This window comes from Paenibacillus marchantiae (assembly GCF_028771845.1).
Taxonomy (GTDB): Bacteria; Bacillota; Bacilli; order Paenibacillales; family Paenibacillaceae; genus Paenibacillus; species Paenibacillus marchantiae.
On the sequence record NZ_CP118270.1, the window covers coordinates 2,801,318 to 2,826,106 of the forward strand.

The 24,789-nt window shown below is 49.3% G+C and carries 24 protein-coding genes and 2 pseudogenes; 12 read left to right on the forward strand and 14 right to left on the reverse strand.

Going from position 1 to position 24,789, the window contains the following annotated elements; genetic code table 11:
- Positions 1–216: 216 nt before the first annotated feature.
- The 12 genes and pseudogenes from PTQ21_RS12765 to PTQ21_RS12820 all read right to left on the reverse strand — a co-directional run bounded on the left by PTQ21_RS12765 (position 217) and on the right by PTQ21_RS12820 (position 10,012).
- Positions 217–666: a threonine/serine exporter family protein gene (locus PTQ21_RS12765; protein WP_063564353.1), complete on the reverse strand. Its 450-nt coding sequence runs from the start codon at positions 664–666 to the stop codon at positions 217–219.
- 19 nt (positions 667–685) lie between these two features.
- Positions 686–1,381 (reverse strand): threonine/serine exporter family protein, encoded by a 696-nt coding sequence (locus PTQ21_RS12770; RefSeq protein ID WP_231952780.1) that lies wholly within the window; start codon positions 1,379–1,381, stop codon positions 686–688.
- A 365-nt stretch (positions 1,382–1,746) separates the two neighbouring features.
- Positions 1,747–2,052: a hypothetical protein gene (locus PTQ21_RS12775; RefSeq protein ID WP_063564352.1), complete on the reverse strand. Its 306-nt coding sequence runs from the start codon at positions 2,050–2,052 to the stop codon at positions 1,747–1,749.
- Between the two features lie 64 nt (positions 2,053–2,116).
- On the reverse strand, positions 2,117–3,160 hold the full coding sequence (locus PTQ21_RS12780; RefSeq protein ID WP_274570087.1) for a S66 family peptidase: 1,044 nt from the start codon (positions 3,158–3,160) through the stop codon (positions 2,117–2,119).
- Positions 3,161–3,254: 94 nt separating this feature from the next.
- On the reverse strand, positions 3,255–4,592 hold the full coding sequence (locus PTQ21_RS12785) for a DUF4179 domain-containing protein (protein WP_274570088.1): 1,338 nt from the start codon (positions 4,590–4,592) through the stop codon (positions 3,255–3,257).
- Positions 4,589–5,104, reverse strand: a complete 516-nt coding sequence (locus tag PTQ21_RS12790) for an RNA polymerase sigma factor (RefSeq protein ID WP_274570089.1) — start codon at positions 5,102–5,104, stop codon at positions 4,589–4,591. The genes PTQ21_RS12785 and PTQ21_RS12790 overlap by 4 nt, the downstream gene beginning before the upstream one ends.
- 229 nt (positions 5,105–5,333) lie before the next feature.
- Positions 5,334–5,786, reverse strand: coding sequence for an NUDIX domain-containing protein (locus PTQ21_RS12795; protein WP_064641027.1), 453 nt, complete (start codon positions 5,784–5,786; stop codon positions 5,334–5,336).
- A gap of 198 nt (positions 5,787–5,984) precedes the next feature.
- A pseudogene (locus PTQ21_RS12800) lies at positions 5,985–6,428 on the reverse strand (GNAT family N-acetyltransferase); the annotation flags it as partial.
- A gap of 228 nt (positions 6,429–6,656) precedes the next feature.
- Positions 6,657–7,067 (reverse strand): flagellar basal body rod protein FlgB, encoded by a 411-nt coding sequence (gene flgB / locus PTQ21_RS12805; RefSeq protein WP_072734238.1) that lies wholly within the window; start codon positions 7,065–7,067, stop codon positions 6,657–6,659.
- 178 nt (positions 7,068–7,245) lie between these two features.
- Positions 7,246–8,064, reverse strand: coding sequence for an adenosylmethionine decarboxylase (gene speD / locus PTQ21_RS12810; protein ID WP_063564347.1), 819 nt, complete (start codon positions 8,062–8,064; stop codon positions 7,246–7,248).
- A gap of 121 nt (positions 8,065–8,185) precedes the next feature.
- Positions 8,186–8,764 (reverse strand): SLOG family protein, encoded by a 579-nt coding sequence (locus PTQ21_RS12815; RefSeq protein ID WP_274570493.1) that lies wholly within the window; start codon positions 8,762–8,764, stop codon positions 8,186–8,188.
- Between the two features lie 114 nt (positions 8,765–8,878).
- Positions 8,879–10,012: an RluA family pseudouridine synthase gene (locus PTQ21_RS12820; RefSeq protein ID WP_274570090.1), complete on the reverse strand. Its 1,134-nt coding sequence runs from the start codon at positions 10,010–10,012 to the stop codon at positions 8,879–8,881.
- A 189-nt stretch (positions 10,013–10,201) separates the two neighbouring features.
- On the opposite strand from PTQ21_RS12820, the gene PTQ21_RS12825 reads away from it, so the two are divergent.
- Entirely contained in the window at positions 10,202–10,618 is a 417-nt protein-coding gene (locus PTQ21_RS12825; protein WP_063564344.1) for a hypothetical protein, read from the forward strand.
- A gap of 118 nt (positions 10,619–10,736) precedes the next feature.
- On the opposite strand, the gene PTQ21_RS12830 is transcribed toward PTQ21_RS12825, so the two are convergent.
- Positions 10,737–11,447: a GT-D fold domain-containing glycosyltransferase gene (locus tag PTQ21_RS12830; RefSeq protein ID WP_064639872.1), complete on the reverse strand. Its 711-nt coding sequence runs from the start codon at positions 11,445–11,447 to the stop codon at positions 10,737–10,739.
- A gap of 355 nt (positions 11,448–11,802) precedes the next feature.
- On the opposite strand from PTQ21_RS12830, the gene PTQ21_RS12835 reads away from it, so the two are divergent.
- The 5 genes from PTQ21_RS12835 to PTQ21_RS12855 all read left to right on the forward strand — a co-directional run bounded on the left by PTQ21_RS12835 (position 11,803) and on the right by PTQ21_RS12855 (position 16,882).
- A complete protein-coding gene (locus PTQ21_RS12835; RefSeq protein WP_274570091.1) occupies positions 11,803–12,492 on the forward strand; it encodes a glycosyltransferase in 690 nt (229 codons plus the stop codon).
- A gap of 18 nt (positions 12,493–12,510) precedes the next feature.
- Positions 12,511–13,500: a polysaccharide biosynthesis protein gene (locus PTQ21_RS12840; protein WP_274570092.1), complete on the forward strand. Its 990-nt coding sequence runs from the start codon at positions 12,511–12,513 to the stop codon at positions 13,498–13,500.
- A 25-nt stretch (positions 13,501–13,525) separates the two neighbouring features.
- The gene (locus PTQ21_RS12845) at positions 13,526–14,953 is read left to right on the forward strand and encodes a nucleotide sugar dehydrogenase (RefSeq protein ID WP_274570494.1); all 1,428 of its coding nucleotides are present in this window, start codon (positions 13,526–13,528) and stop codon (positions 14,951–14,953) included.
- The gene (locus PTQ21_RS12850) at positions 14,940–15,686 is read left to right on the forward strand and encodes a class I SAM-dependent methyltransferase (RefSeq protein WP_063568330.1); all 747 of its coding nucleotides are present in this window, start codon (positions 14,940–14,942) and stop codon (positions 15,684–15,686) included. The genes PTQ21_RS12845 and PTQ21_RS12850 overlap by 14 nt, the downstream gene beginning before the upstream one ends.
- An 80-nt stretch (positions 15,687–15,766) precedes the next feature.
- Positions 15,767–16,882 carry a glycosyltransferase family 2 protein gene (locus PTQ21_RS12855; RefSeq protein WP_274570093.1) on the forward strand — a complete coding sequence of 372 codons (1,116 nt, stop codon included), beginning with the start codon at positions 15,767–15,769 and terminating at the stop codon, positions 16,880–16,882.
- Between the two features lie 263 nt (positions 16,883–17,145).
- Here the strand turns inward: PTQ21_RS12855 and PTQ21_RS12860 are convergent, their stop codons facing one another.
- The gene (locus PTQ21_RS12860; protein WP_274570094.1) at positions 17,146–17,487 is read right to left on the reverse strand and encodes a hypothetical protein; all 342 of its coding nucleotides are present in this window, start codon (positions 17,485–17,487) and stop codon (positions 17,146–17,148) included.
- 331 nt (positions 17,488–17,818) lie between these two features.
- Between PTQ21_RS12860 and PTQ21_RS12865 the strand changes: the two genes are divergently transcribed.
- The 6 genes and pseudogenes from PTQ21_RS12865 (at position 17,819) to xerA (ending at position 24,717) form a co-directional block, all read left to right on the forward strand.
- Positions 17,819–18,685 carry an Rpn family recombination-promoting nuclease/putative transposase gene (locus tag PTQ21_RS12865; RefSeq protein WP_274570095.1) on the forward strand — a complete coding sequence of 289 codons (867 nt, stop codon included), beginning with the start codon at positions 17,819–17,821 and terminating at the stop codon, positions 18,683–18,685.
- Between the two features lie 39 nt (positions 18,686–18,724).
- A pseudogene (locus PTQ21_RS12870) lies at positions 18,725–19,009 on the forward strand (Rpn family recombination-promoting nuclease/putative transposase); the annotation flags it as partial.
- Between the two features lie 344 nt (positions 19,010–19,353).
- Entirely contained in the window at positions 19,354–21,234 is a 1,881-nt protein-coding gene (gene recQ, locus PTQ21_RS12875; RefSeq protein WP_072734229.1) for a DNA helicase RecQ, read from the forward strand.
- Positions 21,235–21,306: 72 nt separating this feature from the next.
- Complete coding sequence (locus tag PTQ21_RS12880; protein ID WP_274570096.1) at positions 21,307–23,271, forward strand: B12-binding domain-containing radical SAM protein; 1,965 nt, start codon at positions 21,307–21,309, stop codon at positions 23,269–23,271.
- Positions 23,210–23,521 carry a hypothetical protein gene (locus tag PTQ21_RS12885; protein ID WP_274570097.1) on the forward strand — a complete coding sequence of 104 codons (312 nt, stop codon included), beginning with the start codon at positions 23,210–23,212 and terminating at the stop codon, positions 23,519–23,521. Before PTQ21_RS12880 ends, PTQ21_RS12885 begins: the two co-directional genes overlap by 62 nt.
- Before the next feature lie 80 nt (positions 23,522–23,601).
- On the forward strand, positions 23,602–24,717 hold the full coding sequence (xerA, locus tag PTQ21_RS12890; protein WP_274570098.1) for a site-specific tyrosine recombinase/integron integrase: 1,116 nt from the start codon (positions 23,602–23,604) through the stop codon (positions 24,715–24,717).
- Positions 24,718–24,789: the final 72 nt, after the last annotated feature.

Here is a 24,789-nt window from a genome sequence, read left to right on the forward strand (position 1 = left end):
GACAAGGATTGTCCAAAAGACATGGGGAGTTCTTTTTTATGGATTGTACAGTTATCACACAAATGGATACAAGGATGAAAACAAAACACTGCAAAATTTGATGATAACGGCTCAACATTGGTTGGAAATATAGAAGACCCGTGAAGGACAGCGTTTACCCTGTCTCCAACAGGCCTTTATCGTTTTAGTTTAGTGATAATATATTCTTCTGCTGTGTTAGGATTTTGCTCGCAATGATTCAGGTATACGACGAATCATCTGGTTCAACACCTCGGACAATACAAGTCCGATCGCGATGGCACCGGATAACATGAGTGCTTTGGCAGCCATCTCCATGGCTGCACCGTAATCATTTTGCACAAAATTACGCATCGCATTGTAAGCCAGTCCACCGGGGACGAGCGGAATGATACCTGCCACGCTAAAGATAATGACGGGCGCGCGAAACATGCGGGAGAACAGCTGGCTGATGACACCTACCGCGATGGTCGCTGCCAGGGTAGCAGGAACAGCATCCGCAGCATATTCGAGCACAATATAGATGATCCAGCCGATCATGCCGACAAATCCACCGTGAAGCAGCATGCGCCGAGGAGCGTTGAAAATAATACCGAATGCGGCCGAGGCAACAAAGCTGGTCAGGGCCTGTTCAATAAAATGAAGCATAACCTGCAACTCCTCCATCTTACGTAAAAAGTGAAAAAACAACAGCAATGCCGGTACCGATCGCAAAAGCCGTCAGAAACGCCTCGGCTCCCTTGGATAACCCGGACACAAGATGCCCGGCCATCAGGTCACGCACAGCATTGGTAATCAGCAGTCCCGGTACCAGGGGCATGACTGAGCCAATAATGATTTTGTCCCGTTCATGACCCGCGCCCATATACACAAGCAAAAAGGCGAGCAGACCGATGACAAATGAAGCTGTCAGCTCGGCAAAAAATTTCACGAGTACCAGCCGATGGAAGGCAATGACCGCTGCATAGCCAATACCACCGCAGAGTACCGCAGGGAGAAAGTCGACCCAGCCTCCACCAAACATAATGGTAAAGCACCCACTGGATAATGCCGCCGCCGTAAGCCGCACAACTGCAGAATAGGAGGAGGGCTGTCCCTCAATTTGTTGTAACAATGCATAGGCATCCTCAACGGACAATTCACCTTGTCCAATACGCCGGGAAACGGCATTCACTTCGGATACCTTGTGCAAATCTGTGGTTCGTTCAGAGATCCGTATCAGCTTGGCAGGCTCGGTTGCATCAACCGAGAAGAAGATACCTGTGGGCACAACATAACTGTGCGAATGGGGAAGGCCCAGCGCGGCAGCCATGCGTTTCATCGTATCTTCCACACGATAGGTCTCACCGCCGCTTTGCAGCATGATTTTGCCTGCCAATAGACAGATTGCAATCACGCGGGATTGTTCAGTATGATTTGTCCCAACCAGCTCCGTCTCAGACTGAGGCACGGGTGGAGGATCATGAGGGATATATTCCAACCGGATCAAGCTCCGTTCATATGAGATAAGGCTTGGTGCCGACACCATTGTATCATATTTCACACGTTAGCAAGGAAACATACCGCACGAACTAAAGGAAGTCATTCAGGTTGCAGAGATTAATGCATACATTCACACCAAATTGATAACCCGATAACTCCTAAAACCCAAAAAGGCTTCGCTCCCGGGGCCTGATGGTCAAAGGGAGTGAAGCTTCTTGGGTTAGGCTCAATCGAGACAAAAAACAACTACATCAACAGGGTAATGACCAACAGCTCATACAGCACGAGTGGCAGAATGGTTGGTCCAAACAAGGCGCGTGGCTCAGGATATCCATGCATCGGCGTAACCTGGAGATACAGTATTCCCCGATCTGCGCTGATAATGACACCTTCCCATACCTGACCATCGATATTCTGGACTTGCACATTCTTGCCTACATGCTGCCGGGCTGTATGATGAAGCATATTCCGCACACTTTGCACGGATTGGAGCATTGGTTGATTGGCTTGGTATACGACCCGTGCGGATGGTGTGGATGTGGATTCAGACATGATGCACAACCCTTCCTCAAAATAATTTCTTACTTCAAGGTATGCATCTGCCTACAAAAGGTGATCACACAAATGCCATCTCAAGTCTTCCATGCCCATTCTGATAAGCCACATTGCCCAGTGCGCCATTCACAAAAGTTAACTGTGGCTGGATGTGGCCAAGATCCACATCATACAGTACGGGAACATCCATATCTCCGAGAGCCGAAGACAGGGCATCGATGAAGTTGAAATCTCCTGTATCGGAATAACCAGCAGGTCGGCCGAACATGAAGCCTTTTACGCCTGCAAACCAGCCTGCCTGTCTCATCTGCCACAGATGACGGTAGATATCACCCGCATTCATCTCACAGCTTTCCAGATACCAGATCGTTCCTTCTTCTGCACAATACTGATCAAGATACGCTCCAACAGGTGCGTAAGGCGTGCCAATCAAACAGGTGATTGTATCCATACAGCCGCCGATTAACCGACCTGAGAATGTAACTTGCGAGTCTGTTCCTTCTGGTTGACCCAGATGTTTCCAGTAAGAAGGAGTATCCAGATTGAACGTCGACAACTCCGGTTTCCATTCCGATTGATAGTGAGTGGAGGAAGATTGAGTGATCTGGCCGCCCTGGCCTGTCTGTAATACATCAATCCAGCGGGCGGTCACCGGATCGAGCTCGTTGGATCTTAGATCCACGTAGTTCGTACCATGTGCCGAAGCTGTTCCAGTGATCAGGGTGTATGCGAATAAAAAGGTACTGATATCCGAATATCCCATGACCCATTTGGGCGGTAACGTTTTCAAAGCTTCCCAATCCAGCAGGGGCAGGATATCCATAAGGAATTCTCCACCCCACGGAGGGATAATAGCCTGAATCTCAGGGTCACGGAAAAATGCATTGATCTCGGCAGCGCGATCTTCCTTGGAGGAACTTACACATTTGGCGTTATGCCGTAGAAATGGGCTCTCCTGAACACTAAAACCAAGGCGCTCCATGTTGTGCCTGCTCTCTTCAAGGTAATGATGCAAGGATTCACTTACACCGCTGGATGGTGCAGCCACGCCAATGGTATTTCCCGAAGCGAGTGGTTGCGGGTAACGGATAGAACGGTTATTCATTTTGGAAACACCCTTTCTTGTGAACATATCAATTTAACGAATGTTTCCATTATAAAGAATAATTGCGCTTATACCAGCATGATTCTGAAAATGATTAAGGGTTCACCGGGATTTCCATTGAAAATGGTGATTTAAATTTCATTGGATAGGTGGAAATATGCATCTTTATTTCCCCTTTCATCTTAGCCCCATTTTGAATAGTAGAAGAGATAATTGTATGTCTTTCATCTGTTCCATCTCCACTGCTCCAATTGGAGCCTGGAATCTGATATTCTTTACCTGCTTTGTCCATAACATCTCTGAAAGCTAGAATGAACTTGCCTTCCATACTACCGTCCACAGAGAAATGGATAACCAAATCTTTACCAACGACCTTGCTTCCAAGCATCTTCAATCCAGATGGACCGCCTGTAATTTTGTGTGATTTCAGATCAACGACGATATCCAGTTCATTTTTATTCAACCCCGAAAATCCAGATCCTTGTAAAGTCAGCTTTTTCGGAATAGAGAAGTACATGCTTTCAAAATAAATGGATCGTTCATCCTCACCTGTCGTGGTGTTTGTTCTCCATGCGCGGCCTTGTTCATCGACCAATTGAAGATCATCCAGTCCAAAGATCTTCTTTGTATTTTTTGGATCGAATTTTACATCAAGCACAAAACGAGTTGGATAAAGGGTAGCCTGTTTAACATCAATACGCTGCCCATCTACCATTAACGTTTGATTTACCGGGATGATTTTTTTCATACCTTTCGTTAAATCAGTGTCTACTGGGAAAGTAACTTTCCACTCTTTAGAACTCCCTTTATATCTGGATTTAAATACAACACTTAGTTCTTCGGGGGGGGAAGCATCGCCCGTAAAGATAACATCGATATAATTTTCATAAACATTCTCGTCTGAAGTCGGTTTAGGGGAAGAATAACTAAATCCAACAGGAAGATTCTTACCATGCTCATCAAGCAAATCGATGTCATACATACCCTTGTCTGGATCTTTCATGCCTTTCATCGTGTAAAAAATAACCATGCGTGACTCATCTGTAATGATGCTGTCCACGGTCACCGAAGCTCCATCATGCTCATCGGTCACACCAACCTTCTGCAAGAGGGATTGATCGATGGCCATCATTAACCCCTTATCCTGCCGAATCATACTGACGATGCCCTCCATGCCTGGCAGTTGCTCCACAAAGGACGCAAAAGCGGGGGAGACGCGGATACATCCCGTAAACACGAGGATGATTGCGGCTGCAGATATGGAGCTCATAACCCAGCGCAGCCGGGACTTGCGCTTGCGCGCAGCCTGACGAATTCCAGCCTGAACAGCCTGATATGCTTTGGCATCCGGTACAGACATGGCGTCGTATTCTGTTTTACGATCATTCAGACGCTGCTCAATGGCTTCAAATGGCTTCATTTCATCGCTCATGATGTTACATCTCCTTTCGTTTCAAGTTGGTCCCGGAGCTGCCTAAGTGCCCGGTGCAATCGGGATTTTACGGTTCCGGTCGGGACTTCTAGAATATCAGCGACCTCTGTTAAGGAGAAACCTTCGAAATAGCTTAGAATAATAATTGGTTTGCAATCCCGATCCAGCGCAGAGACGGCTGCGGCCAGATCAGGGTCTGCGGGCTGGTCCCAGCTGCTGGGTTCATGAATTTCGGTAACGTGGCTGAACCGGCTCTTGCGTTTGCGTTCGTCTGCACAGTAGTTCAGCAGAATGCGGATTAGCCAAGTGGCGAAATAGGAGGGTTCTTTTAATTTCTTGAGCTTTCGATAAGCTCTGTAGGTGCATTCCTGTATCGCTTCCAGCGCATCGCCCTCGTTGTGCAGATAGGCACAGGCGATCCGGTACAGTCGGCTCTGATGCATCTCCATTAAGGCTGCAAAAGCCTCGGCATCCCCTTTTTGTGCGGCGATGGTCAGTTGAGCAGGGGTCACATGGCTCCTCCTTTCATGGATGTTGTTGCGTATTAGACCGTGCAAAGGGCCAAACGGTTCTTGATTTTGGAAAAAAAGTTATGTATACACGTACTGAGACTACCACAAAGAAGGAATTTGCGCAGAAAACTGAAAACAACCGCCAAGCTCCCCTTTGACTTTGAAAAAGGAGTTCGGTGGTTGTTATGCATTTATTGTAGTTCATCATTCTAATTCACGGTTTCCACACTCAATCTTGGGAATAGAGTTGCTTTATGGCTTGTAGGCCAGGCACGGTAAAACTCGCTAGCGGAGAGGGGAGATCGTTCAGTGGGAACCAGCCGATCTCACCAATAGCACCGCCTTCCTCCAGATTGCGGGCAATACCGCGGATGACCCGCGTGAAATAGAGGACGGATATCCAATGTTCTTCCTGTTCCGGACGAATGGTTTCGGCCGTGCAGAGTAATCCCTCGATGGCAATATCGAGGTCGACTTCTTCCTTAATTTCCCGAATAACCGCCGTTTCCAGCGATTCGTATGGGTCGACTTTGCCCCCAGGGATACTCCAGGTGTACTGTTCAGGCTGACGATTCCGCCAAACCAAAAGGACTTCATTACGTTCGTTGAGGATGACCGCTCCGACACCAATCCGAGGTTGCACAGTAGAGTTCTCTGTACCTTTGGTGTTAAGTAAGGACAACGCAGATTCTTCGGCAGCGACCAATCGTGAGTCTGAGTGATCTTCCGTCTGTTTAGCTCCTTGGACATGAGTAGACTGAAACGCGAGCGGAAGTTTGGTCTGCGTTGACCATTCTTCTGCAAGGATACTCATGGAGATCAGATCATAATGCGTGCCATCCCGTAGAACGGCAGAGCGCTGACGGCCTTCCTCCCGAAATCCGGCTTTCAGATAGGCGCGCCTCGCAGCTTCATTGTATTCAATCACTTCGAGCGCAATCCGGTTCAGATTCAATTCATGGAATCCATAACGAATAATCAGGGCGAGAGCATCACTGCCGTATCCTTTACCCCGATCTTTGTCATCACCAATACCAATGGCCAGGCGTGCAGAGCGGTTATTCCACTCAATTCGGTAGAGGGCCGTGAATCCGATGAACCGATTATCCTCGAGAGTACGCAGCGCAAATTCAAAACCGTTGTCTCTCCGAACTGCGGATGACCCCGTCTCATCCGGCGTTAGCGGAACAGCAATATCGGTATCCAGATTACGCAAGTAATCATAACTGTCAGTAAAGCGGGAGAGCCGCATGCAGTCTTCTGGGCAAGGAGCGGCCAGTCGGACTTTGGAGCCTTGAAAAGCATTTAAATGACGTGGAGCCATGTTGCACCTCTTTTATTGGATATGAAATCATACATTTTATCTCATTATACTACGAATCAGAGAGGATACCGAAAAAGGGCACAAGTAGGGGAGAATATCCTCCTGATTAGGAAAAGAAAAGCGACGCTAAATGCGATAATATAGATCAATATAATTCAATATAGATCATCTACATGTTTCCGAATGTAGACAAAACAAAAAGCAGCCAAAGGGCTGCTCTACCATTCATTATTTCATATCCTGCAACAGGTTTTTCATTTTCTTGTAGTGCCCGCTGACCCGATCAACCATGTAGTTATACATGAGCTGATTCTCCGAAAGGTTCGCCATTTCCTTGTCAATATCAACGTTATTGTTGTTATTATTCATGGAAGTTTCGTTGTTCTCGACAATCCGGTAGTTTACGATGGAGTCATTGGCATTACTGACCGGAAAGTGTTTTTCATGAGTCCGCTTCATATCGAGCTGATCTGTTTTGCCATTCTCAATGATACGTCTAAGCTCTTCCTCAAACTCCACCGATTTCTTTTTGTAATTGGGTGTGTCTGCATTGGCAATATTTTCAGTGGTAACCTTGTGCTGCACGTTCAGCGCTTGTAACAGAGATTCATTGCGTCTGGAAGTGTTCGTTTCAATCAACGGCTCAGTCTCCTTCAATGGAAAATGCAATTGCTTTCATCATAAAAAAATGAGCTACTGCCTGTCAAGTTAGGCAAAAGAAAAGGACAAGAGCATGACGGAGGTTTCCATTACGAAATCCTGCTTCATGACATCTTATCCTTGTTCCAGTCCGTATGAATCAGTCCTCACGAATTAGCTATGAAGAAGGACGATTGATGTTTTTGCCATAATAAATCTCATCCATCTCCAGCTTCAACCACTCCGTAATTTCCTGTTGCTCGGCCTTGCTCAGTTTATCTTTGGTATAACCAAACAGATAATTATCGAGATCGAATTCTTTCAGTTTACATTTGGTGTGAAAAATGTTCTCCTGATAGACGTTCACGTCAATCATGTCGAAGCTGCTCTTGATCTCATCCGGAATGTAATTCTGGATTGAGCCGATCTCATGATCAATGAACAGCTTGCGTCCACTCGTATCCCGTGTAAAGCCACGCACCCGGTAATCCATCGTCATGATATCCGTATCGAACGAGTGGATCAGATAGTTCAGAGCCTTTAGCGGCGAGATTTCACCGCAGGTAGAGACGTCAATATCTGCCCGGAACGTACTGATGCCTTCGCTCGGGTGGAATTCGGGGTACGTATGAACGGTAATATGGCTTTTGTCGAGCTGCATGACGACATTATCGGGCAGGGGGCCGGGAGATTCATCGAAGGATTCTTCGGGGATCTCCACAATGGGGCCTTCCGACACAAGCATCGTCACACTTGCACCCTGGGGAACATAGTCCTGTTGGGCGACATTCAGCACATGGGCACCGATAATGTCAGACACGTTGTTCAGGATTTTGCTCAGCCGGGCCGCATTATATTGTTCATCAATATATTCAATGTAAGCTTCGCGTTCATCTTTGGTTTTTGTATAACAGATATCGTACATATTGAAACTCAGCGACTTAGTCAGGTTGTTGAATCCATGCAGTTGAATGCGCTGCTCTGGCGTTAATGTCATGGTTGCAGTTCCCCTTTGTCCCATACGACATGGTAATCGCAGTTTTACTACTACTTATACCCAACCTGCCGCCAAAAAAAACATATGTACGTCATTCATTGCTACTCCAGTCGTACACAGATCAGAATGAAGAATCTTCATAATCCCCAACATCGTTCATCCGTTCATCTTCGGCGACCGATTGGATATCCTCCGAGGTGACGCTGATGATCGTATAATCTTCATTCTGCTGTTTTTTGACCGCTTTTTCCTTAATAAAACGGGGACTTCCATCCCCGGCATCTTCATCATAAACGAGCAGGAGACCGTCACTTTTGCGCAACAGTAAGTCATCCCGCGCAGTAAACTGCCACGGGCCGATATACGGCTGACGACTAATCGCACCATAATAGTCCACGCCTTGAAGAATGGAGCGATAATATTCCTGTTTGTCTTCCTTCCATTGTTCCTCGGGATTCTGAAAAGCGGTAATGATGGACAGCTTCAGATCCGGGAACGTCTTTTTCAGCTCAAGCACCACTTCGCAGGCCCACAGGTCTACACCGTATTGGCCCGGTGTCAGCACCCATTCCAGCCCGTCTTCGACCAGGGGCGTAAGACGGGAGGAGATCGCCTTTTTGATGAAAGGAATTCCCTCATGCTTCTGTCCAAAGATCTGTAGTTCATGTGCGCGATAACCGGTAATCAGCAAGTTTTTCAGTATCGCTTCCTCCTTTCAGGCGTGGTCAGTCCATCGGCCAGTTCCGGCACCGAGGCTTGTCCAGAATCGGCTGAAATCGCTGAGTCAGCAATGCCTGTTCTTTGAATCATCCCGTTAGTTCGCTGGTGGAGCATCCGTACGGAATGGATAGAGGAACTGTTTCGGAATGTCGGTCTCAAATCTCATCAACTCACCCGACGTTGGATGGATGAACGAGAGAACTCGTGCATGCAGTCCCAGGCGACCCAGTGTTTTGGTATGAGCACCGTATTTTTTGTCGCCTGCGATGGGATGGCCCAGATCTTCCATATGCACACGAATCTGGTTTTTGCGTCCCGTTTCCAGACGGACTTCCAGCAAGGAGAACTCGCGGTTCGACTGTAGACGTTTGTAGTGAGTAATGGCATGTTGTCCATCATTCGGGCGAGAACTAGAATACATTTTGAGCGTTTTGGTTTCTTTCAACCATGAGGAAATGGTGCCCTCTTCTTTCGCAACGGCGCCTTCCACAAGGGCAATATACAAACGTTCCTGTACATTCTCTTTCCAGTTGTCCTGCAGCTTCTGCTGCACTTCTTCACTCTTGGCAAACATCATGACACCTGAAGTGTCGCGGTCCAGACGATGGACAATAAATATTCGGTTCAGCGCGTCGGTACGGCGAACATGCTCGGTCAACTGGCGATAAGCGGTAAGATCATCACTTTTGTCAGCGGCAATGGATAGCAGTCCGGCTTCCTTGCGAATGACGATGATATCATCGTCTTCATGCAAAATGTTAATGCCCGTCAGGGAAGGAGCGGCAACTGCGCCTTCTTTGCTGATCGTTACGATTTGCCCTGGCGTCAGCTCCAGATTAAACTTGGTCACCACTTTCTGATCAACGGAAACCTGACCACGACCCAGAATGGATTTGACCGCATTCCGGCCGGACTTCAAGTGCTTCAGCAAGAAGTTGAGCAACTCATCCGGTTCAGTAACCTTGTATGGGCGTGGTGGTTCTTGCTTGCGATAATAGGAATTGCCCGAGCGTTTGGCTGCTTTGGGTTTGGGTGCTCCGGCCTTCTTGGGAGCCGCGGAGGATTTGGCGGCTACTGGTTTCTTCGCCGCTCCTGCATTGCGTGATGCGGATGGTCCTGATGATTTGGCCGAAGTGAAAGTGGACCGACCGGACCGTGCTGTGGACGAACCTGTGGATGCTTTCCCCTTGGCCGATGTATTGCCTGTTGGGCGTTTGCGTTTATTCATAAATAATAATCTCCTTCTGAACAGCCTGTACCGCTTGTGTGCATACGATCCGTTCATTTCGTTATGCAGTTCAATATACCATTAACCGGAGGCAAATAAAAATAGGTGGATGGAATCTGTTACCCATCCAGTCCAAAGAGAGTCGAGATTCATAGAATAACGTATCCCATAGCATTGGAGGTGTTACTCATGGGTGTGTTTCTCGATATGAGAAGTTCGATGAACTCGGGATTCGTAGGACAGCCGGGTTTGTCCCTGTCTCCTTCGCCGGAAGCGTTTGGCTCCATTGGTCTGCAGACCCTTGGTGTCCCAAACCCCATTATCACCTTGAATGGCACGGTTGGCGTTACTGGAGAAGTGGGGGATACGTTCGTTGTTGAACTTGTACGGGGCAGTGTTTACGATCCGTTCTTTGTAATCTATCGCGCCGAAGGTACAGTAGGTCAGAACGGTGGCGCTGAATTTCATTCGTTCACTGCACAGGATCTGTCCGCACCGCCTGCACTGGAAAGTGTGTATACCTCGTTTATTTCAGGGGTATCCACATCGGTACGAACCGGACCCGAAGTGTTCTATGGTATTGCAGCCACCAATTGGTTCCTGTGAACAGAAGGTTCAACAGGAAGAGTGTTATCATACGGCATCTTATGATGAACAGACAAAAATCCCGGCTCCAAGGAGTCCGGGATTTTTTGTTGTAGTATCCACTTTTAACTTTTACAAACTAGTTGGCGCGGCCTTTCAAAATGATGTTGTTGGCTTTGCCGAAGTCGATGGCGACTTTGCCCGCAAGTGCCGCTGTCCGCTCCGCAAGGACAACCGCGTTCACACCACAGGAGAAGAGAGCTACATCGAAGGTATCCTGATTCGTTTGAATCCATTGCAGTGTCTCCTGCATCTGATCCCAGCCGTCGAAGGGCAGCGCAGCTGTAATATTCAGGTGATACGGCTCCTGAACGAGCATGGCCCGCAACTGTTCAATCTCGCGGGTAACGAGCAGTATACGCTTGCCTGCGAGCATACTCCAGAAGCGGGGCACCTGCGCGAGTTCCCGATTGACACAGGCATGGCAAGTCAGTGCCGGAGAAATGCCGAAATGCGCGAACACCGTGTCGGTCAGCTGTCTTTTGAGATGCTCCGGGGCTTTGATAGTACTGTCCCCGTGTGGAAGAACGCCTACGATATTCGCCCGTTGTAAGGAAGCGGCTACCTCATCCCGGAGCTGCAGATTGGGTAGACGCAGTCCTTTTTGACCCAGATTGGCCTTGATGGCCCAACGCTCTTGCAGAACCTGTTCCGTGGTCCAGACCGTTTCCTGGGACATGACGATATTCTCCCCATCACCCACACGGACCAGAGAGAAAGGACGCTGCTCTCTCACCGCGGCTTCAAGTTGATCCAGCACACCATCCATTTCAAGATAGATTGCATTCATTCTGGTATAAGGCCCCCTTTGAAAATTCAATTGCTCTATTCTATGTTGCGGATTCGACTACGTATTGTGCGTTCGACCCGCAGGGCGCATCTTCGGGTATATATCAATCTACTTCCGGTACAGGTGAGCGCTGGCGGGCTTATGTAAAAGCTGATTTATGGAAGAACACGTGCAAGAGTCCGGACCGGTTCTATTATTTTTTCATACGTTATAGAGTCGGCTGGATTGACTAGAGCTTCTGTATGGCAGCTTCGGGCAGACAGAGGCCGTTTTTGGCGTGGAAAGGGCTGTAAAGACTATGAAAATAGTCAGACTGAAGTGAAAGAAGATCACAGACTTGATGAGGGGGAAGGGTATGTCCAGAAGAGTGGTTATTGAGATTAACTTCAACAATTATGGGATGGACCCGCAGCGGCTGACGAGAGAATGGCTGGAGCGGCGGGTGGGTATTTTTCGTAGATTCACCTTGCATTGCCTTAAGGCCCAGACGAATCAGGATTTCCTGACCGTGGTGAAGCTGTCCAAGGAATCCGGGGAACTGATGCAAGAGATTCTGGCCGAACAGGAGCCATTGCCTTCCAATATCCGTTTTGGAACAAATATCGAAAGTGTGCGTGCCATTCTGGCTTTTGCCGAGGGAGCAGAGGATATCTATATAGCCCGACTGGATTCAGATGATCTGTATCACAAGACGTTTGTTCAACAGCTCTATGATGTGCAGCCGCAGCCCGGAGCGATGGCACTCATTAATCAGAATGGATATCTGTGGGATAGCGTGAATCATGAGATGGCTCCAGCGTTCCATCGTTCCCCGCAGTTCTATGTCTACCTATATAAAACGGCGGAGTATGCAGCAGGATACCGGGTGAAGCTGCCGGGCCGAGGAACACATGGCAATGTCATTGAGCTTCCGCATGAGCTGCTAGCTCCGCGCAATTACGTGAATATTGTGCATTCCAGCAATACTTCCATCAAAAAAGTACCGCCCAAAGATCGGTTAAACCGGGAAGAGATGGCTGCGGTATTACGCGAATTCATGATCTGAACAAGGAGGGATTCAACCATGATTAAAGGACAAACGATTCTGATCACCGGAGGAACAGGCTCCTGGGGACAAAAACTGACCGAGGTACTGCTGGAGCAGAATCCAGCCGAGATTCGGATTCTCTCGCGTAATGAGTACGCCCAGATTGCGATGCAACGGGATTTCGGTCATGATGCACGTTTGCGTTTTGTCATCGGGGACATTCGCGACTATCGTGCTGTGGAGGAAGCCTGTCGTGGGGTGGATGTTCTCTTCCATCTGGCTGCACTGAAGCATGTTCCGGTATGCGAGGATCAGCCGGATGAAGCATTCAAGACCAACGTCATCGGCACGCAGAATATTATTCGCGCTGCGATTCGTATGCAGGTTGCCAAAGTCATTGACGTGTCCACCGACAAGGCGGTAGATCCGATTAACGTTTATGGCATGACCAAGGCTCTGGGTGAAAAGATGATGATTCGTGCCAATGGTTTGAGCGAGTCCACCCGTTTTGTGTGTATTCGTGGGGGGAATGTGCTCGGAACCAGCGGCAGCGTTGTTCCATTGTTCCGTCGTCAGATTGATGAAGGCAAGAGCCTGACCATTACGGACAAAGGCATGACCCGCTTTTTCCTGACGCGGACGGAGGCCATCCATTTGTTATTGAAGGCGGCTGAGGCATCAGTGGGCGGTGAGACGTTTGTGATGAAAATGAAAGCCTGCAAGATGACAGATCTGGCGTCGGTCATGTTGGAACAGGCAGGTCGTCCGGCTCACGACTATAAAGTAACCGGGATTCGTCCGGGTGAAAAATTGCATGAAGTACTCATTTCTCCATTCGAGGCACCACGTACCTACAAATATGACGAGCAATATTATGTGATTTTGCCACAAGAACCGGACAAAAGCCTGACAGATCCGTATAGTGGTCTGCCTCGTGTGACCTTTTCCGAGTATCGTTCGGACAGCGCGATGATGAACCGGTCAGCGATTGCCCAATTTTTGCGTGCAGGCGGCTTTATCGATTAATAGAAGGGAGGCGGACCGTTTGGAGGTGGAAGGAATGGTAGAGAGCAGCAAACACGAAGGAAATAAGGAAACACAGGAACGTACCACGCTTCAAAACATAAACAACCGCTCCCTGAAAGCTGCCGTCATTGGTCTCGGGTATGTTGGGTTACCCATGGCGGTGGAGATGGCGCAGGCTGGATATCAGGTGCACGGAATTGACATCGATGGTGCGAAGGTGGCTAAGCTGCGTGCCGGGAAATCGTATGTGATCGGCATTGAGGATAAGGTGGTGCAATCCCTTGCTCAGGCCGGGTTGTTCATGGTAGGCACGGATTTCGCAGCAGTGGCGCAGGCCGATGTCATAGTTATCTGTGTGCCTACGCCTTTGACCGCCGAGCACCAGCCGGACATTTCATTTATCGCTGCAGCGGTGGATGGCATAACGCCTTATCTTCAGGAGGGCAGCCTTGTCATATTGGAAAGTACCACATATCCTGGCACCACCGAGGAGCGTGTGAAGCATCCGATCGAAGCCGCGAAAGGGTGGAAAGTAGGGCAGCAGTTCCATGTCTGTTATTCTCCAGAGCGGGTAGATCCCGGAAGTGTGCATTATGGGGTGAAAAATACACCTAAAATCATTGGCGGCTCCACGCCGTCCTGTCTGTCTTATGGAAAAGCATTCTACGGTTCGTTCCTGAACGAGATCGTTCCCGTTAGTACAACGACAGTGGCGGAGACGGCAAAGTTGTTCGAAAATACGTTTCGCAGCGTGAACATCGCGCTCGTGAACGAACTGACACCCGCCTGTGAGCAAATGGGCGTGAACATCTGGGAGGTGCTGGACGCTGCGGCGACCAAGCCGTTCGGTTATATGCCGTTCTATCCGGGTCCGGGCATTGGTGGACACTGTATTCCAATTGACCCGATCTATCTGTCCTGGGCCGCTGGCCGTCAGGGATCGGAACTGCAATTCATTTCGCTTGCGGATGCGACCAATCGAAAAATGCCGGAAAGAGTCGTCAAGCGTGCCGCCGAGCTGCTCGAACAGAACGGTTCATCGATGCAGGGAGCCCGAATTGTACTGGCGGGTATGGCGTACAAAAAAGATATCGACGACTTGCGTGAATCGCCAGCGCTGGATGTCTATAGACTGCTTCGTGAAGCAGGGGCGGACGTGGTCTTCACCGATCCGATGGTGCCTGTGTTCCGCAAGGATGATGGCACGGTTGCTCATGCTCAACCAGCATCACCAGCATTGTGGGCAGGGGCTGATCTGGTCATGATTACGACGGATCATACGGGCTTCGATTATCAGGAGATGGCGGATCATGCGAAGCTGATCTTCGATACACGTAATGCTACAGCCGGATGTGTCGGTGGAAATATCGTGGTGCTTGGACAGCCGATTCGGCCGGATGTGAGCCCTGAAAGCTTGAGGGAAACGTCAGGAGGCAGCCATGGCGAATCATGATCGGGTAAGTGAGCGTTATTATGGCGAGATCAATTCGGAGGAATCACATGAAGCCACACGTACCCGCATTCACTGGATGTGCCGGGAAGCGACAGGTAAACGAATTCTGGATATTGGATGCAGCCAGGGCATCACCTCCATTTTGCTGGCACGGGAAGGCTTTCGGGTAACCGGGATTGATCTGGAAGAAGAGAGCATTCGGTATGCCAAGCAAGAGCTGGCGAAGGAATCGAAGCCGGTACAGGATAAAGTGGATTTTCGTATGCTGGATATTACCCAGTGGAAAGGCAGAACACCATTCGATACGGTGCTGCTGGGTGAAGTGCTAGAGCATTTTGCCCATCCCGAAACGTTGTTAATGAATATTCATCGCCTTTTGCATGAAAAAGGGACGCTGGTCGTCACGGTTCCTTACGGGTATCATCCGTTCTACGATCACAAGCAGACATTCTACGCCGGGAACCTGGCGATGTGCCTGATGCCTTATTTTGAAGTATTGAAGCTGGAAATTCATCATAAATATCTATGTTGCGTGGCACGCAGGCGGCGGGAAACGCAGCTGCATGTCTCGCCTACCACAAGCCAACTGACGGAGTGGATGAAGCTGGATCATGTACATTTTGCCGCCGTGGAACAGAATCACCTTCGTCTGATGAATCAACGCAAAAAGGCGTTGGACAATGCGGTGGAGCAGGTTAAACGTCTGCGTCGTCAGGAGACCGGGGAAGGGTAGTATATGAGGCCAAGAAGAAAAAAACGCAATACGCGTAAGACGAGGAAGGGGCTTAAACCGTGATCACCATCAGTCTCTGTATGATTGTGAAGAACGAACAACGCACGCTTGCTCGCTGTCTCGACTCGGTCGCCGGCATCGTGGACGAGATCGTTATTGTAGATACCGGTTCATCTGACCGTACGAAAGAGATAGCCGCGCAATACACCGACCGGGTCTACACGTATGAGTGGAAGGACGATTTTGCTGCAGCGCGGAATTATTCTTTCGACCAGGCCACGCAGGAATATATCCTGTGGCTGGATGCGGATGATGTGCTGCTGCCCGCGGAACGGGCGAAGCTTGAAAGGTTAAAGCAGCAGCTGCCGTCCGGCGGTGAGACGGCGGCTGTGATCTTGGGCTACACGCTGGCCGAGGGGCCGGAGGGAAGTCCGCTCGTGACGGACCGACGGTTGCGCCTCGTTAAGCGGGAAGCGGGGTGCCGCTGGCATGGCCGGCTGCACGAGCAGTTAGGCTTCCCGCAGAGCGGTGTCATTACGGCAGACATTGCCGTCACGCACCGCCGCGAAGCGGGCCATCATTCGGCGCGAAACGTGCGCATTCTGCGCAAATGGATCGCCGAAGAGGGCGTAGCCCAGGGACGCCTGCTGTTTTATTATGCAGGCGAATGTTATGACCGCCAGCGTTATACGGCGGCGGTTCGGGCGTATGCGAAGCTGCTGCTGGAGCCGAGCGGCTATCGCGAGGATCGGCTCATTGCCTGCGCGCGGCTGGCGGAATGTTATGAGCGGCTTGGCGAGCCGGGTCGGAAGCTGGGTGCGCTGCTGCAATCATTTCAATTCGACCTGCCGCATGCCGACTTCTGCTGCGCCATCGCTGCTTGCTTCCATGAGCGGCAGGAGCTAGTCTCCGCCATCTACTGGTACATGCAAGCGCTCGATGTCAGCAGCCGCGATCCAGGTCTACGTCCCGTGCCTGCGGCATGCCGCACTTGGCTGCCACACGCCAGGCTCTCCCTTTGTTACGCTCACATGGGAAACTGGGAGCAGGCGCTTCTGCATAACAGCAAAGCAAGGGATTATCTGCCGAATGACCCCGGCCTGCTCACCAATCGGCAGAAGCTTGAGGCGGTGGTGAGTAGGGTGAACAGCGGCTTGGAAGAGAAAGAGAAAGAGAAAGAGAAAGAGAAAGAGTAGTGTTGATCCTTTCTAGAGGTGGAATAAGAGCAGCCCCGCTTGCCGTGAGAGTCGGCGAGAGGGGCTGCTTATTTGTGTTTTTATTTCTCGGGTGCTAGACACCGAACGTACTGGTCTTTCGTACGCAGGCTTTGGCATGCTCAGCCCCAACCGTCATAGATTTCTTCATCGATGTTTAGCGTAATGGTTTCATCTACATACTCATTCCAGTTTTCGATTCGGAGGGTATTTTCACTTTCCCATTCCAGATGGTCATGTCCGTGTTACTCGGCGCGATATATGTTTTTTACGGTAGAATCATTCGGATCATTCGTTTTCTTCACGTCGACCCACATAGTAACTCCACCTGCCGCACCACCATAAGGCACGCCGAAAATCTCGGCGGTATATTCTCCGTTTCTTGAAGGCATGGAGTAGCTCAGATCTCCTTGTTCGGAACGATCAAACGTGGAAAAGTAAGGGCGAAGCCAGAAATAGAGGAATACAGCGGCGAATAGAACAAAAATCAATATTGAAAGTGCAGTGAATATCGGGTGTCGGCGTATCCACGATTTTGGTGGTGAGATGTTTGAAGAGTCACTAGCATGTGCATGTTGTTTCGACATAAATAAACCGGCCCTCCTTTAATGGTAGTGGGATCGAACGATATAGGGTAATGGATATGTAGGTACGAAAATGTCTTTTCTGTAAGCTAATCATTAATCGATGGTAACACATTGCGAATATTAATTAATAACAAATAAGTTAAAATAATCCTTAAAAAAGCGGGAGTTAAGTTAAATGGAGGAAGAGAGCCTTCTTAGCAAATTCAAGACTTGAGGAAGCAGTAAGAGACCGTAGTTTGGTGTGGAATGTTTAACTTGCCCAAAGGTGGTTGATGCTGCAATTAAGCATGCCAAGCATGGTATAATAGAAAGAAACGGAGTTGATGGTCAGATGTCTGATTTGCTCGATCCTCGGAACGTTTTTGTTTTCAAGCGTATTTTTGGCAGTGAAGAAAATAAAGATGTACTGCTAGTGTTCTTGAACCGAACGTTTGCAGAATCGGGGGAACAGCCGCTGACGGAGATTGTACTCCTTAATCCGTATACCGATAAAGATGCTCCGCTGGATAAACAGTCCATATTTGATATTTGGGCGAAAACAGCTGAAGGTAAATTGATCAACATTGAGATGCAGTTATTTAATAAATACGATATTGAAAAGCGGACCTTATACTATTGGAGCAAGCGTTATTCCAGTCAGTTGCAGGAAGGCCAAACTTACAAGGAACTGAAAAAGTGTGTGACAATTAATATTTTAAATTACTCGTTTATCGAAAATGAGCGTTATCATAATGTATTTCATCTGAGGGAAGACCACACTGGACTTGAATTGAGTGATGATCTCGAAGTTCATTTTATGGAGCTGTCCAAGCTGGATGATCAATCCGTTCCGATGGAAGGTGGTCTGATTAACTGGCTTTTGTTCCTGAAAGGTGCTGACAAATCAAATTGGGAGGTGCTGCAAATGAATGAACCTACGTTGAAGAAAGCGATGGATACGCTGGAGTTTCTGAGTCAGGATCGTGAGGCGCGTCGCTTGTATGAAGAACGGCAGAAGTATTTGCACGATGAAGCCTCGATGATTGAGTGGGCTACGGAGAAGGGGATTGCTAAGGGAATCGAAAAAGGATTAGTGGAAGGTGAAAAAAGAAAGGCGATTGAAATAGCTAAAAATATGCTTTCATTCGGCATTGAAGGTTCAATCATTGCCAAAATGAGTGGTCTAACTGAATCTGAAGTTGAGGCGCTAAAAGATTAGCAACGCAACCCACAGAAAAAAACTCGTCCCCACAAACAATGGGAGGTGCTGCAAATGAATGAACCTACGTTGAAGAAAGCGATGGATACGCTGGAGTTTCTAAGTCAGGATCGTGAAGCATGTCGTTTGTATGAAGAGCGGCAAAAGTATTTGCACGATGAAGCCTCAATGATTGAATGGGCTAGGGAAAAGGGATTAGTGGAAGGTGAAAAAAGAAAGGCTTTTGAAATAGCTAAAAATATGCTTTCATTCGGCATTGAAGTTTCTATCATTGTCAAAACGAGTGGTCTAACTGAATCTGAAGTTGAGGCGCTAAAAGATTAGCAAATGTGTTTTAAATCTAAACAATTGTCTTGTCCCCAAAAGGGCAGGCGGTTGTTTTTTAATTTGTCCTAAAATGTTCACTCACACCTGATTCTACTTGCATTCTTTCCGGATCACTCAGGATATACCGCTGTTACACATTTGCCAAAGATCGTTTTACAGTAAAACGCGGTTGCTCATTCGGGTCTGGGCCGTTAAACTAAAGGGAGCGGCGTTTGCTTGACGGACAAGTCATGAGAACGCCATTTTGTTGTCAAGGATGCGGTATATGCCGCTTTCGGATGTCAGAATCGGATCGGACCAAGCTGGTGGAAGAACACCGGTGATAAGTAAGGAGTCTTTACATGAGTGTGCAAACACCTACATTAGAAGAAGCGCAGGGTCTCCTGCAAAAATATTATGGCTACCCCGACTTCCGTGAGGGACAGAAAAAGATCGTAGCCAGCCTGCTTGAACGTGAAGATACGCTGGGTATTATGCCAACCGGGGGCGGGAAATCGATCTGTTATCAGATCCCCGCTTTGTTGTATTCGGGTCTGACGCTTGTCGTCTCTCCGCTGATCTCATTAATGAAGGACCAGGTTGATGCCCTGACCACGGCTGGTATTGCAGCCGCCTATATTAATAGTACGCTCAGCGGCAAAGAAGTGAATGATCGTATCCGCGCAGCGCAGCGCGGTGAGCTGAAGCTGCTCTACGTCGCGCCTGAGCGACTGGAGCTAGACTGGTTCCGCGAGGAGATGGGCTATTTGCCGATCTCGTGCGTTGCTGTGGATGAGGCCCACTGTGTGTCGCAGTGGGGGCATGATTTTCGGACAAGCTACCTGGCGGTAGCGCCGTTTGTGGACAGTTTGCCGGAGCGGCCGGTGGTTGCGGCCTTTACGGCTACAGCGACGCCCGAAGTCATGGGAGATATTCTGCGGCTCCTGCGTTTGCAGGACCCGCAGACGTATGTGACCGGACTTGGGCGAGATAATCTGGCGTTCAGCGTGCTGCGCGGCGAGAGCAAAAAGGACTTTGTCCTGAATTACGCGCGCGAGCACGCCAGCGAGCCGGGTATTGTGTACGCCGCGACCCGCAAGGACGTGGACGATTTGCATCAGCGTTTGCTGCAGGCGGGATTACCCGCAGGACGCTACCATGCCGGGATGACGGACGATGAACGGTCCCAGAGCCAGGAAGCTTTTTTGTACGATGATATCCGGGTGATGGTGGCCACGAATGCGTTCGGGATGGGGATTGATAAATCCAACGTACGTTACGTTATTCATAACAGCATGCCGAAGAACATGGAGGCATATGTGCAGGAAGCCGGTCGTGCGGGACGGGACGGAGAGCCGAGCCAGTGCATTTTGTTATTCGGGGCACAGGACATTATCACCCAGAAGTTCCTGATCGAGCAGAACCCGATGGAGGGTGACCGCAAACAAAACGATTACCGGAAGCTGCAACAGATGGTGGACTACTGTTACACGACGCGTTGTCTGCGCAGTGCACAGCTGGATTATTTCGGTGAGGTGCATGAGGACAAGCCGTGCGGCATTTGCAGTTCATGTACGGACGACCGTGAGCTGGTGGATATGACGATTGATGCGCAGAAAATATTCAGCTGCATTCACCGCATGCGTGAACGGTATGGTGTATCGCTGGTCGCTTCGGTGCTCAAGGGCTCCCGTGCCAAAAAAGTACTCGATTACGGCTTCAACTCCCTGCCAACATACGGCGTGATGGGTAATCGTACAGAGCGTGAGATCGCGGAAATCATTAACGTCATGGTGTCCGAAGGTTATCTGATGCTGTCCGAGGGGCAGTATCCGGTTGTTCGTTTGCAGCCACTGGCGGTGGAAGTGCTCAAAGGTCAGCGTGAAGTGATGCAGCGGGTGGTTCGCAAGACGGCGGCAACGGCTTCGGGTACAAACTATGGCGGACGTCGTGGACGAGATGCAATGCCATCTGCGGTTAACGAGACGGTATTTGAGCAGCTGCGTCTGATCCGTCGTGATCTGGCGGCGAAAGAGCATGTGCCGTCGTACATTATTTTCAATGATGCGACCTTGCGCGAGATGAGTGTGGTATGTCCAAGGACAGAACGTGACATGCTGGATATTAAAGGGGTCGGTGAGGTCAAGTACCGTAAGTACGGGCTGCCGTTCCTGGAGTTTTTCCAGAAGCAAACGGGCGAAGACGTGGATACGGATGATGATGCTTTTTATGAATACGAGTGAGATGTTGGATGAAGATTCTTACGTTTTGAAATGAAAAATATAGTCTGGTGGTCCAGACAAAGGTTGTGAACCATGAAAGTTATTCTCTCTACATTAAATGCAAAGTACATCCATACCTCTTTGGCCTTGCGGTGTCTGAAGGCGTACAGTGAGAAGGATTTTGATATTGAGCTGGCCGAGTATACGATTAAGGACCCGGTCATGAATATCGTGTCCGATCTGTATCAGCGCGGTGCTGACATGATCGGGTTCTCGTGTTACATCTGGAACATTGAAGAGACAATCAAGGTCATTGATATTTTGAAAAAGGTTATGCCAGAGGTGAAAATTCTGCTCGGCGGGCCGGAAGTGTCCTACGACACGGAATATTGGATGAACCGCATCCCCAATGTCGATTTCATCGTGATGGGTGAAGGGGAAGAGACGCTGCATCAGCTCTTGACGGAGCTGGAGGGAAGCAAGAAGTTCCATTTCGTATATGGACTGGCGTATCGCAAAGGGGAAGAAGTCATTCTCATGCCGGGACGGCCAAAAGCGGATCTGAATGATCTGCCGTCACCGCACCGTTTTGAAGAGGATATCCCGGAGCTCGGGAAACGTGTTGTTTATTTTGAAACCAGCCGTGGCTGTCCGTTCAGTTGTCAGTTCTGTCTGTCCAGTATTGAGGTCGGCGTGCGGTATTACGATATTGAGCGGACAAAGTCGGACATTCTGTACCTGATCGAGAAGGGCGCGAAGCTAATCAAGTTTGTGGACCGGACATTTAACATCAAGCGGGATTATGCGCTCGAAATGTTCAAATTCCTGATCGAGAATCATCAGGGGACGGTATTTCAGTTTGAAATTACGGCTGATATTATGCGTCCCGAGGTACTGGACTATCTGGCAGAGAATGCGCCGCCAGGCACATTCCGGTTCGAGATTGGGGTTCAGTCCACGAATGATCCAACGAATGAACTGGTGAAACGCCGCCAGAACTTCTCGAAGCTGAGTCGTACCGTGAACAAGGTGAAAGCCAGCGGCAAAATCGACCAGCATCTGGATCTTATCGCCGGACTGCCGGAGGAAGATTACAATACGTTCAGGAAGACGTTTAACGATGTGTTTGCATTGGGGCCGGAAGAGCTTCAGCTTGGATTCCTCAAAATGCTGCGCGGTACGGGTCTGCGTCTGGATGCGGAGAAGTACAACTATACGTATATGGATCACGCGCCGTATGAGATTCTGGGCAGTGACGTGCTGCCGTTCAGCGACATCGTGCGCCTGAAGCGGCTGGAGGATGTGCTGGAGAAATACTGGAACGCACATCGGATGGACCATACGCTGAAGTATCTGATGGAGCAGGAGTTCGATTCGCCATTTGATTTCTTCCAGGCGTTCGGGGATTATTGGGAGGGTCAGGGCTGGCAGAAGATCGGTCACCAGCTGGAGGATCTGTTCACTCGTCTGCACAGCTTCCTGGAGTCGCGCAACACGCCGCATATGGATATTGTGCTCGGCTTGATGAAGCTGGATTATTTCCTCGGCCACAAGTACAAACCACGCAAAATCTGGTGGGAAGATCCGCTCCAGAAAGACCAGTGGGCGGGTTATATGAAAACGTTGGCTGAACGTCCGGAAGACGTTCGCCTGCCGCGTATTGCCGGTGCCACAGGCACGGCGTGGCTGGAAAGCAGCGGCACGAGTGCGATTGCCGCTGCGGGAAGTTCGGCTGCTGACGGGGAAGACTCTGCCGCGAATGGCGCGGCGGACGGGGTGGACGGCAACGCTTCGCGTGCGTTGCCGATGACCTCAGCCATGACCGCACAGACGGTCATGGGTGCCCGTGCTTTCGCCGACCTCGGTCTCGGCGAAAAGGAACTGCAGAAGCACACCGTAATGGATGTGCTTCCGTTCCGGCTTGAGCGAGTGCTTGCTGGCGCCAGCCCGCTTGCCGCGAAAGGTCGGACGCTGCTGGTCGTGGTGTACCAGCAGCATGAAGGGCAGCAGGCGCAGTATTACACGCTGCCGCTGGGAGAAGAAGCCGCTGCTATGTAGGTGCAGCGGTATTGGGGAGCTGCATGGCCGATGGCTGCATGCAGTGGGGGAAGCACCATGCCTTTGCCGTTCTGGTGCTATAACGGTGAGCACCGCGGTTGTGGACGCGGTGCAATCCCGTGAGGTGCTGCTCCATTGGGAGCAGCACCTCATCCTTACGCGGCTTGCCACTGCACAAGCAGCGCTCCGCTTCACCTTTTATCAAAACATATATGTTCCGAAAGCATCGGAAGGTCTTCTGATTCCCTAGTGGATGAAGAAGGGCCTTCCTTTTTGTTTTTCCGAATTTGGGTCAAAAACATAAGCTATCCAAACGAAGGAGAGTTTCCTATGAATAAATATGCTACTACTGAAAAGACGATTACCATAACTAAAGGTTCCGCTGAGTTACTGCACATTCATATCCCATATAACCTTGCATATATTGAACGGATTCGTCGAATTAAGGGCAGAACGTGGGAAGCCAAACAAAAAGTTTGGATCATCCCCTACACCATAGCTGCTCTTCAAGAGTTCATGAATCAATTTGATCCTGATGACGTTCTGATTACCCCAGAGTTGTGGGTTGAAAATGAGAATTTACAGCAGTGGAAAGCTAGTAAGGCAAACCATCCATGGAGCAAAGATCCGTTACAGAAGGCATTAAAGTTACGAGGATACAGCCGCAAAACGATTAAAGCATATTGTAATCAGGTCGAACGTTTTCTGAGTAGCTGCCAACTTGAAAGTACAGCCGTGACTACTTCTGTAGTTCAGACGTACTGTTTAAATTTGCTTGAGCGAGGGATCTCTCATTCCAGTGTGAACCAGGCAATTAGCGCAATTCGCTTCTACTGCCAGCACATACTCCATCATCCTACAGATAACCAGTATATTCGTCCCAAGAAGCAGACCAAGCTGCCACAAGTGTTGTCTGAAAAAGAAGTTGCTAAATTGCTCACATCCGTAACTAATCTCAAGCATAAAACGATTCTTTTTCTCACGTATTCATCTGGTCTTCGTGTAGGTGAAGTCGTTCGTCTTCGATGCAGCGATTTGGATATTGAGCGTCAGACCCTTATTGTAAGGCAGGGAAAAGGTCAGAAGGATCGGAGAACAATCCTATCGAGCCTAGCGTGGGATATGGTGCAGAAATACATCACTGAATATAGACCAACTCGTTGGCTCTTTCCAGGGCAATCTTCTGATCGGCATCTTACGGAGCGGAGTGTTCAGAAGGTTTTTGAAGAAGCTAGACAACGCGCAGGCATTGATAAAAAGGTTAGTATTCATGTCTTGAGGCACTCTTTTGCTACTCATTTGTTGGAAAACGGAACAGACCTGCGCTATATTCAGGAACTACTTGGTCACACGAGTGCACGAACAACACAGCGATATACCCATGTTAGTACGAAAAATATTCAGCGTATTCAGAGCCCATTGGATCGTTTGGATTTGGGAGATTGAGTGCTTAGTAAATCTCCCTTTTTCACCAAATTCTTCTTCGCAAATACTACACCATAGGTTATCATATACGTA

Coding starts and splice junctions, on each gene's coding strand:
- PTQ21_RS12885 (WP_274570097.1), top strand. CDS start 23,210: ATGAAGGGCAGCAGGCGCAGTATTACACGCTGCCGCTGGGAGAAGAAG.
- PTQ21_RS12860 (WP_274570094.1), bottom strand. CDS start 17,487: ATGTCGAAACAACATGCACATGCTAGTGACTCTTCAAACATCTCACCA.
- speD (WP_063564347.1), bottom strand. CDS start 8,064: ATGACATTAACGCCAGAGCAGCGCATTCAACTGCATGGATTCAACAAC.
- PTQ21_RS12830 (WP_064639872.1), bottom strand. CDS start 11,447: ATGAATGCAATCTATCTTGAAATGGATGGTGTGCTGGATCAACTTGAA.
- xerA (WP_274570098.1), top strand. CDS start 23,602: ATGAATAAATATGCTACTACTGAAAAGACGATTACCATAACTAAAGGT.
- PTQ21_RS12770 (WP_231952780.1), bottom strand. CDS start 1,381: ATGCTGCAAAGCGGCGGTGAGACCTATCGTGTGGAAGATACGATGAAA.
- PTQ21_RS12840 (WP_274570092.1), top strand. CDS start 12,511: ATGATTAAAGGACAAACGATTCTGATCACCGGAGGAACAGGCTCCTGG.
- PTQ21_RS12880 (WP_274570096.1), top strand. CDS start 21,307: ATGAAAGTTATTCTCTCTACATTAAATGCAAAGTACATCCATACCTCT.
- recQ (WP_072734229.1), top strand. CDS start 19,354: ATGAGTGTGCAAACACCTACATTAGAAGAAGCGCAGGGTCTCCTGCAA.
- PTQ21_RS12835 (WP_274570091.1), top strand. CDS start 11,803: ATGTCCAGAAGAGTGGTTATTGAGATTAACTTCAACAATTATGGGATG.
- PTQ21_RS12765 (WP_063564353.1), bottom strand. CDS start 666: ATGCTTCATTTTATTGAACAGGCCCTGACCAGCTTTGTTGCCTCGGCC.
- PTQ21_RS12780 (WP_274570087.1), bottom strand. CDS start 3,160: ATGAATAACCGTTCTATCCGTTACCCGCAACCACTCGCTTCGGGAAAT.
- PTQ21_RS12825 (WP_063564344.1), top strand. CDS start 10,202: ATGGGTGTGTTTCTCGATATGAGAAGTTCGATGAACTCGGGATTCGTA.
- PTQ21_RS12855 (WP_274570093.1), top strand. CDS start 15,767: ATGATTGTGAAGAACGAACAACGCACGCTTGCTCGCTGTCTCGACTCG.
- PTQ21_RS12850 (WP_063568330.1), top strand. CDS start 14,940: ATGGCGAATCATGATCGGGTAAGTGAGCGTTATTATGGCGAGATCAAT.
- PTQ21_RS12865 (WP_274570095.1), top strand. CDS start 17,819: ATGTCTGATTTGCTCGATCCTCGGAACGTTTTTGTTTTCAAGCGTATT.
- PTQ21_RS12820 (WP_274570090.1), bottom strand. CDS start 10,012: ATGAATAAACGCAAACGCCCAACAGGCAATACATCGGCCAAGGGGAAA.
- PTQ21_RS12775 (WP_063564352.1), bottom strand. CDS start 2,052: ATGTCTGAATCCACATCCACACCATCCGCACGGGTCGTATACCAAGCC.
- PTQ21_RS12785 (WP_274570088.1), bottom strand. CDS start 4,592: ATGAGCGATGAAATGAAGCCATTTGAAGCCATTGAGCAGCGTCTGAAT.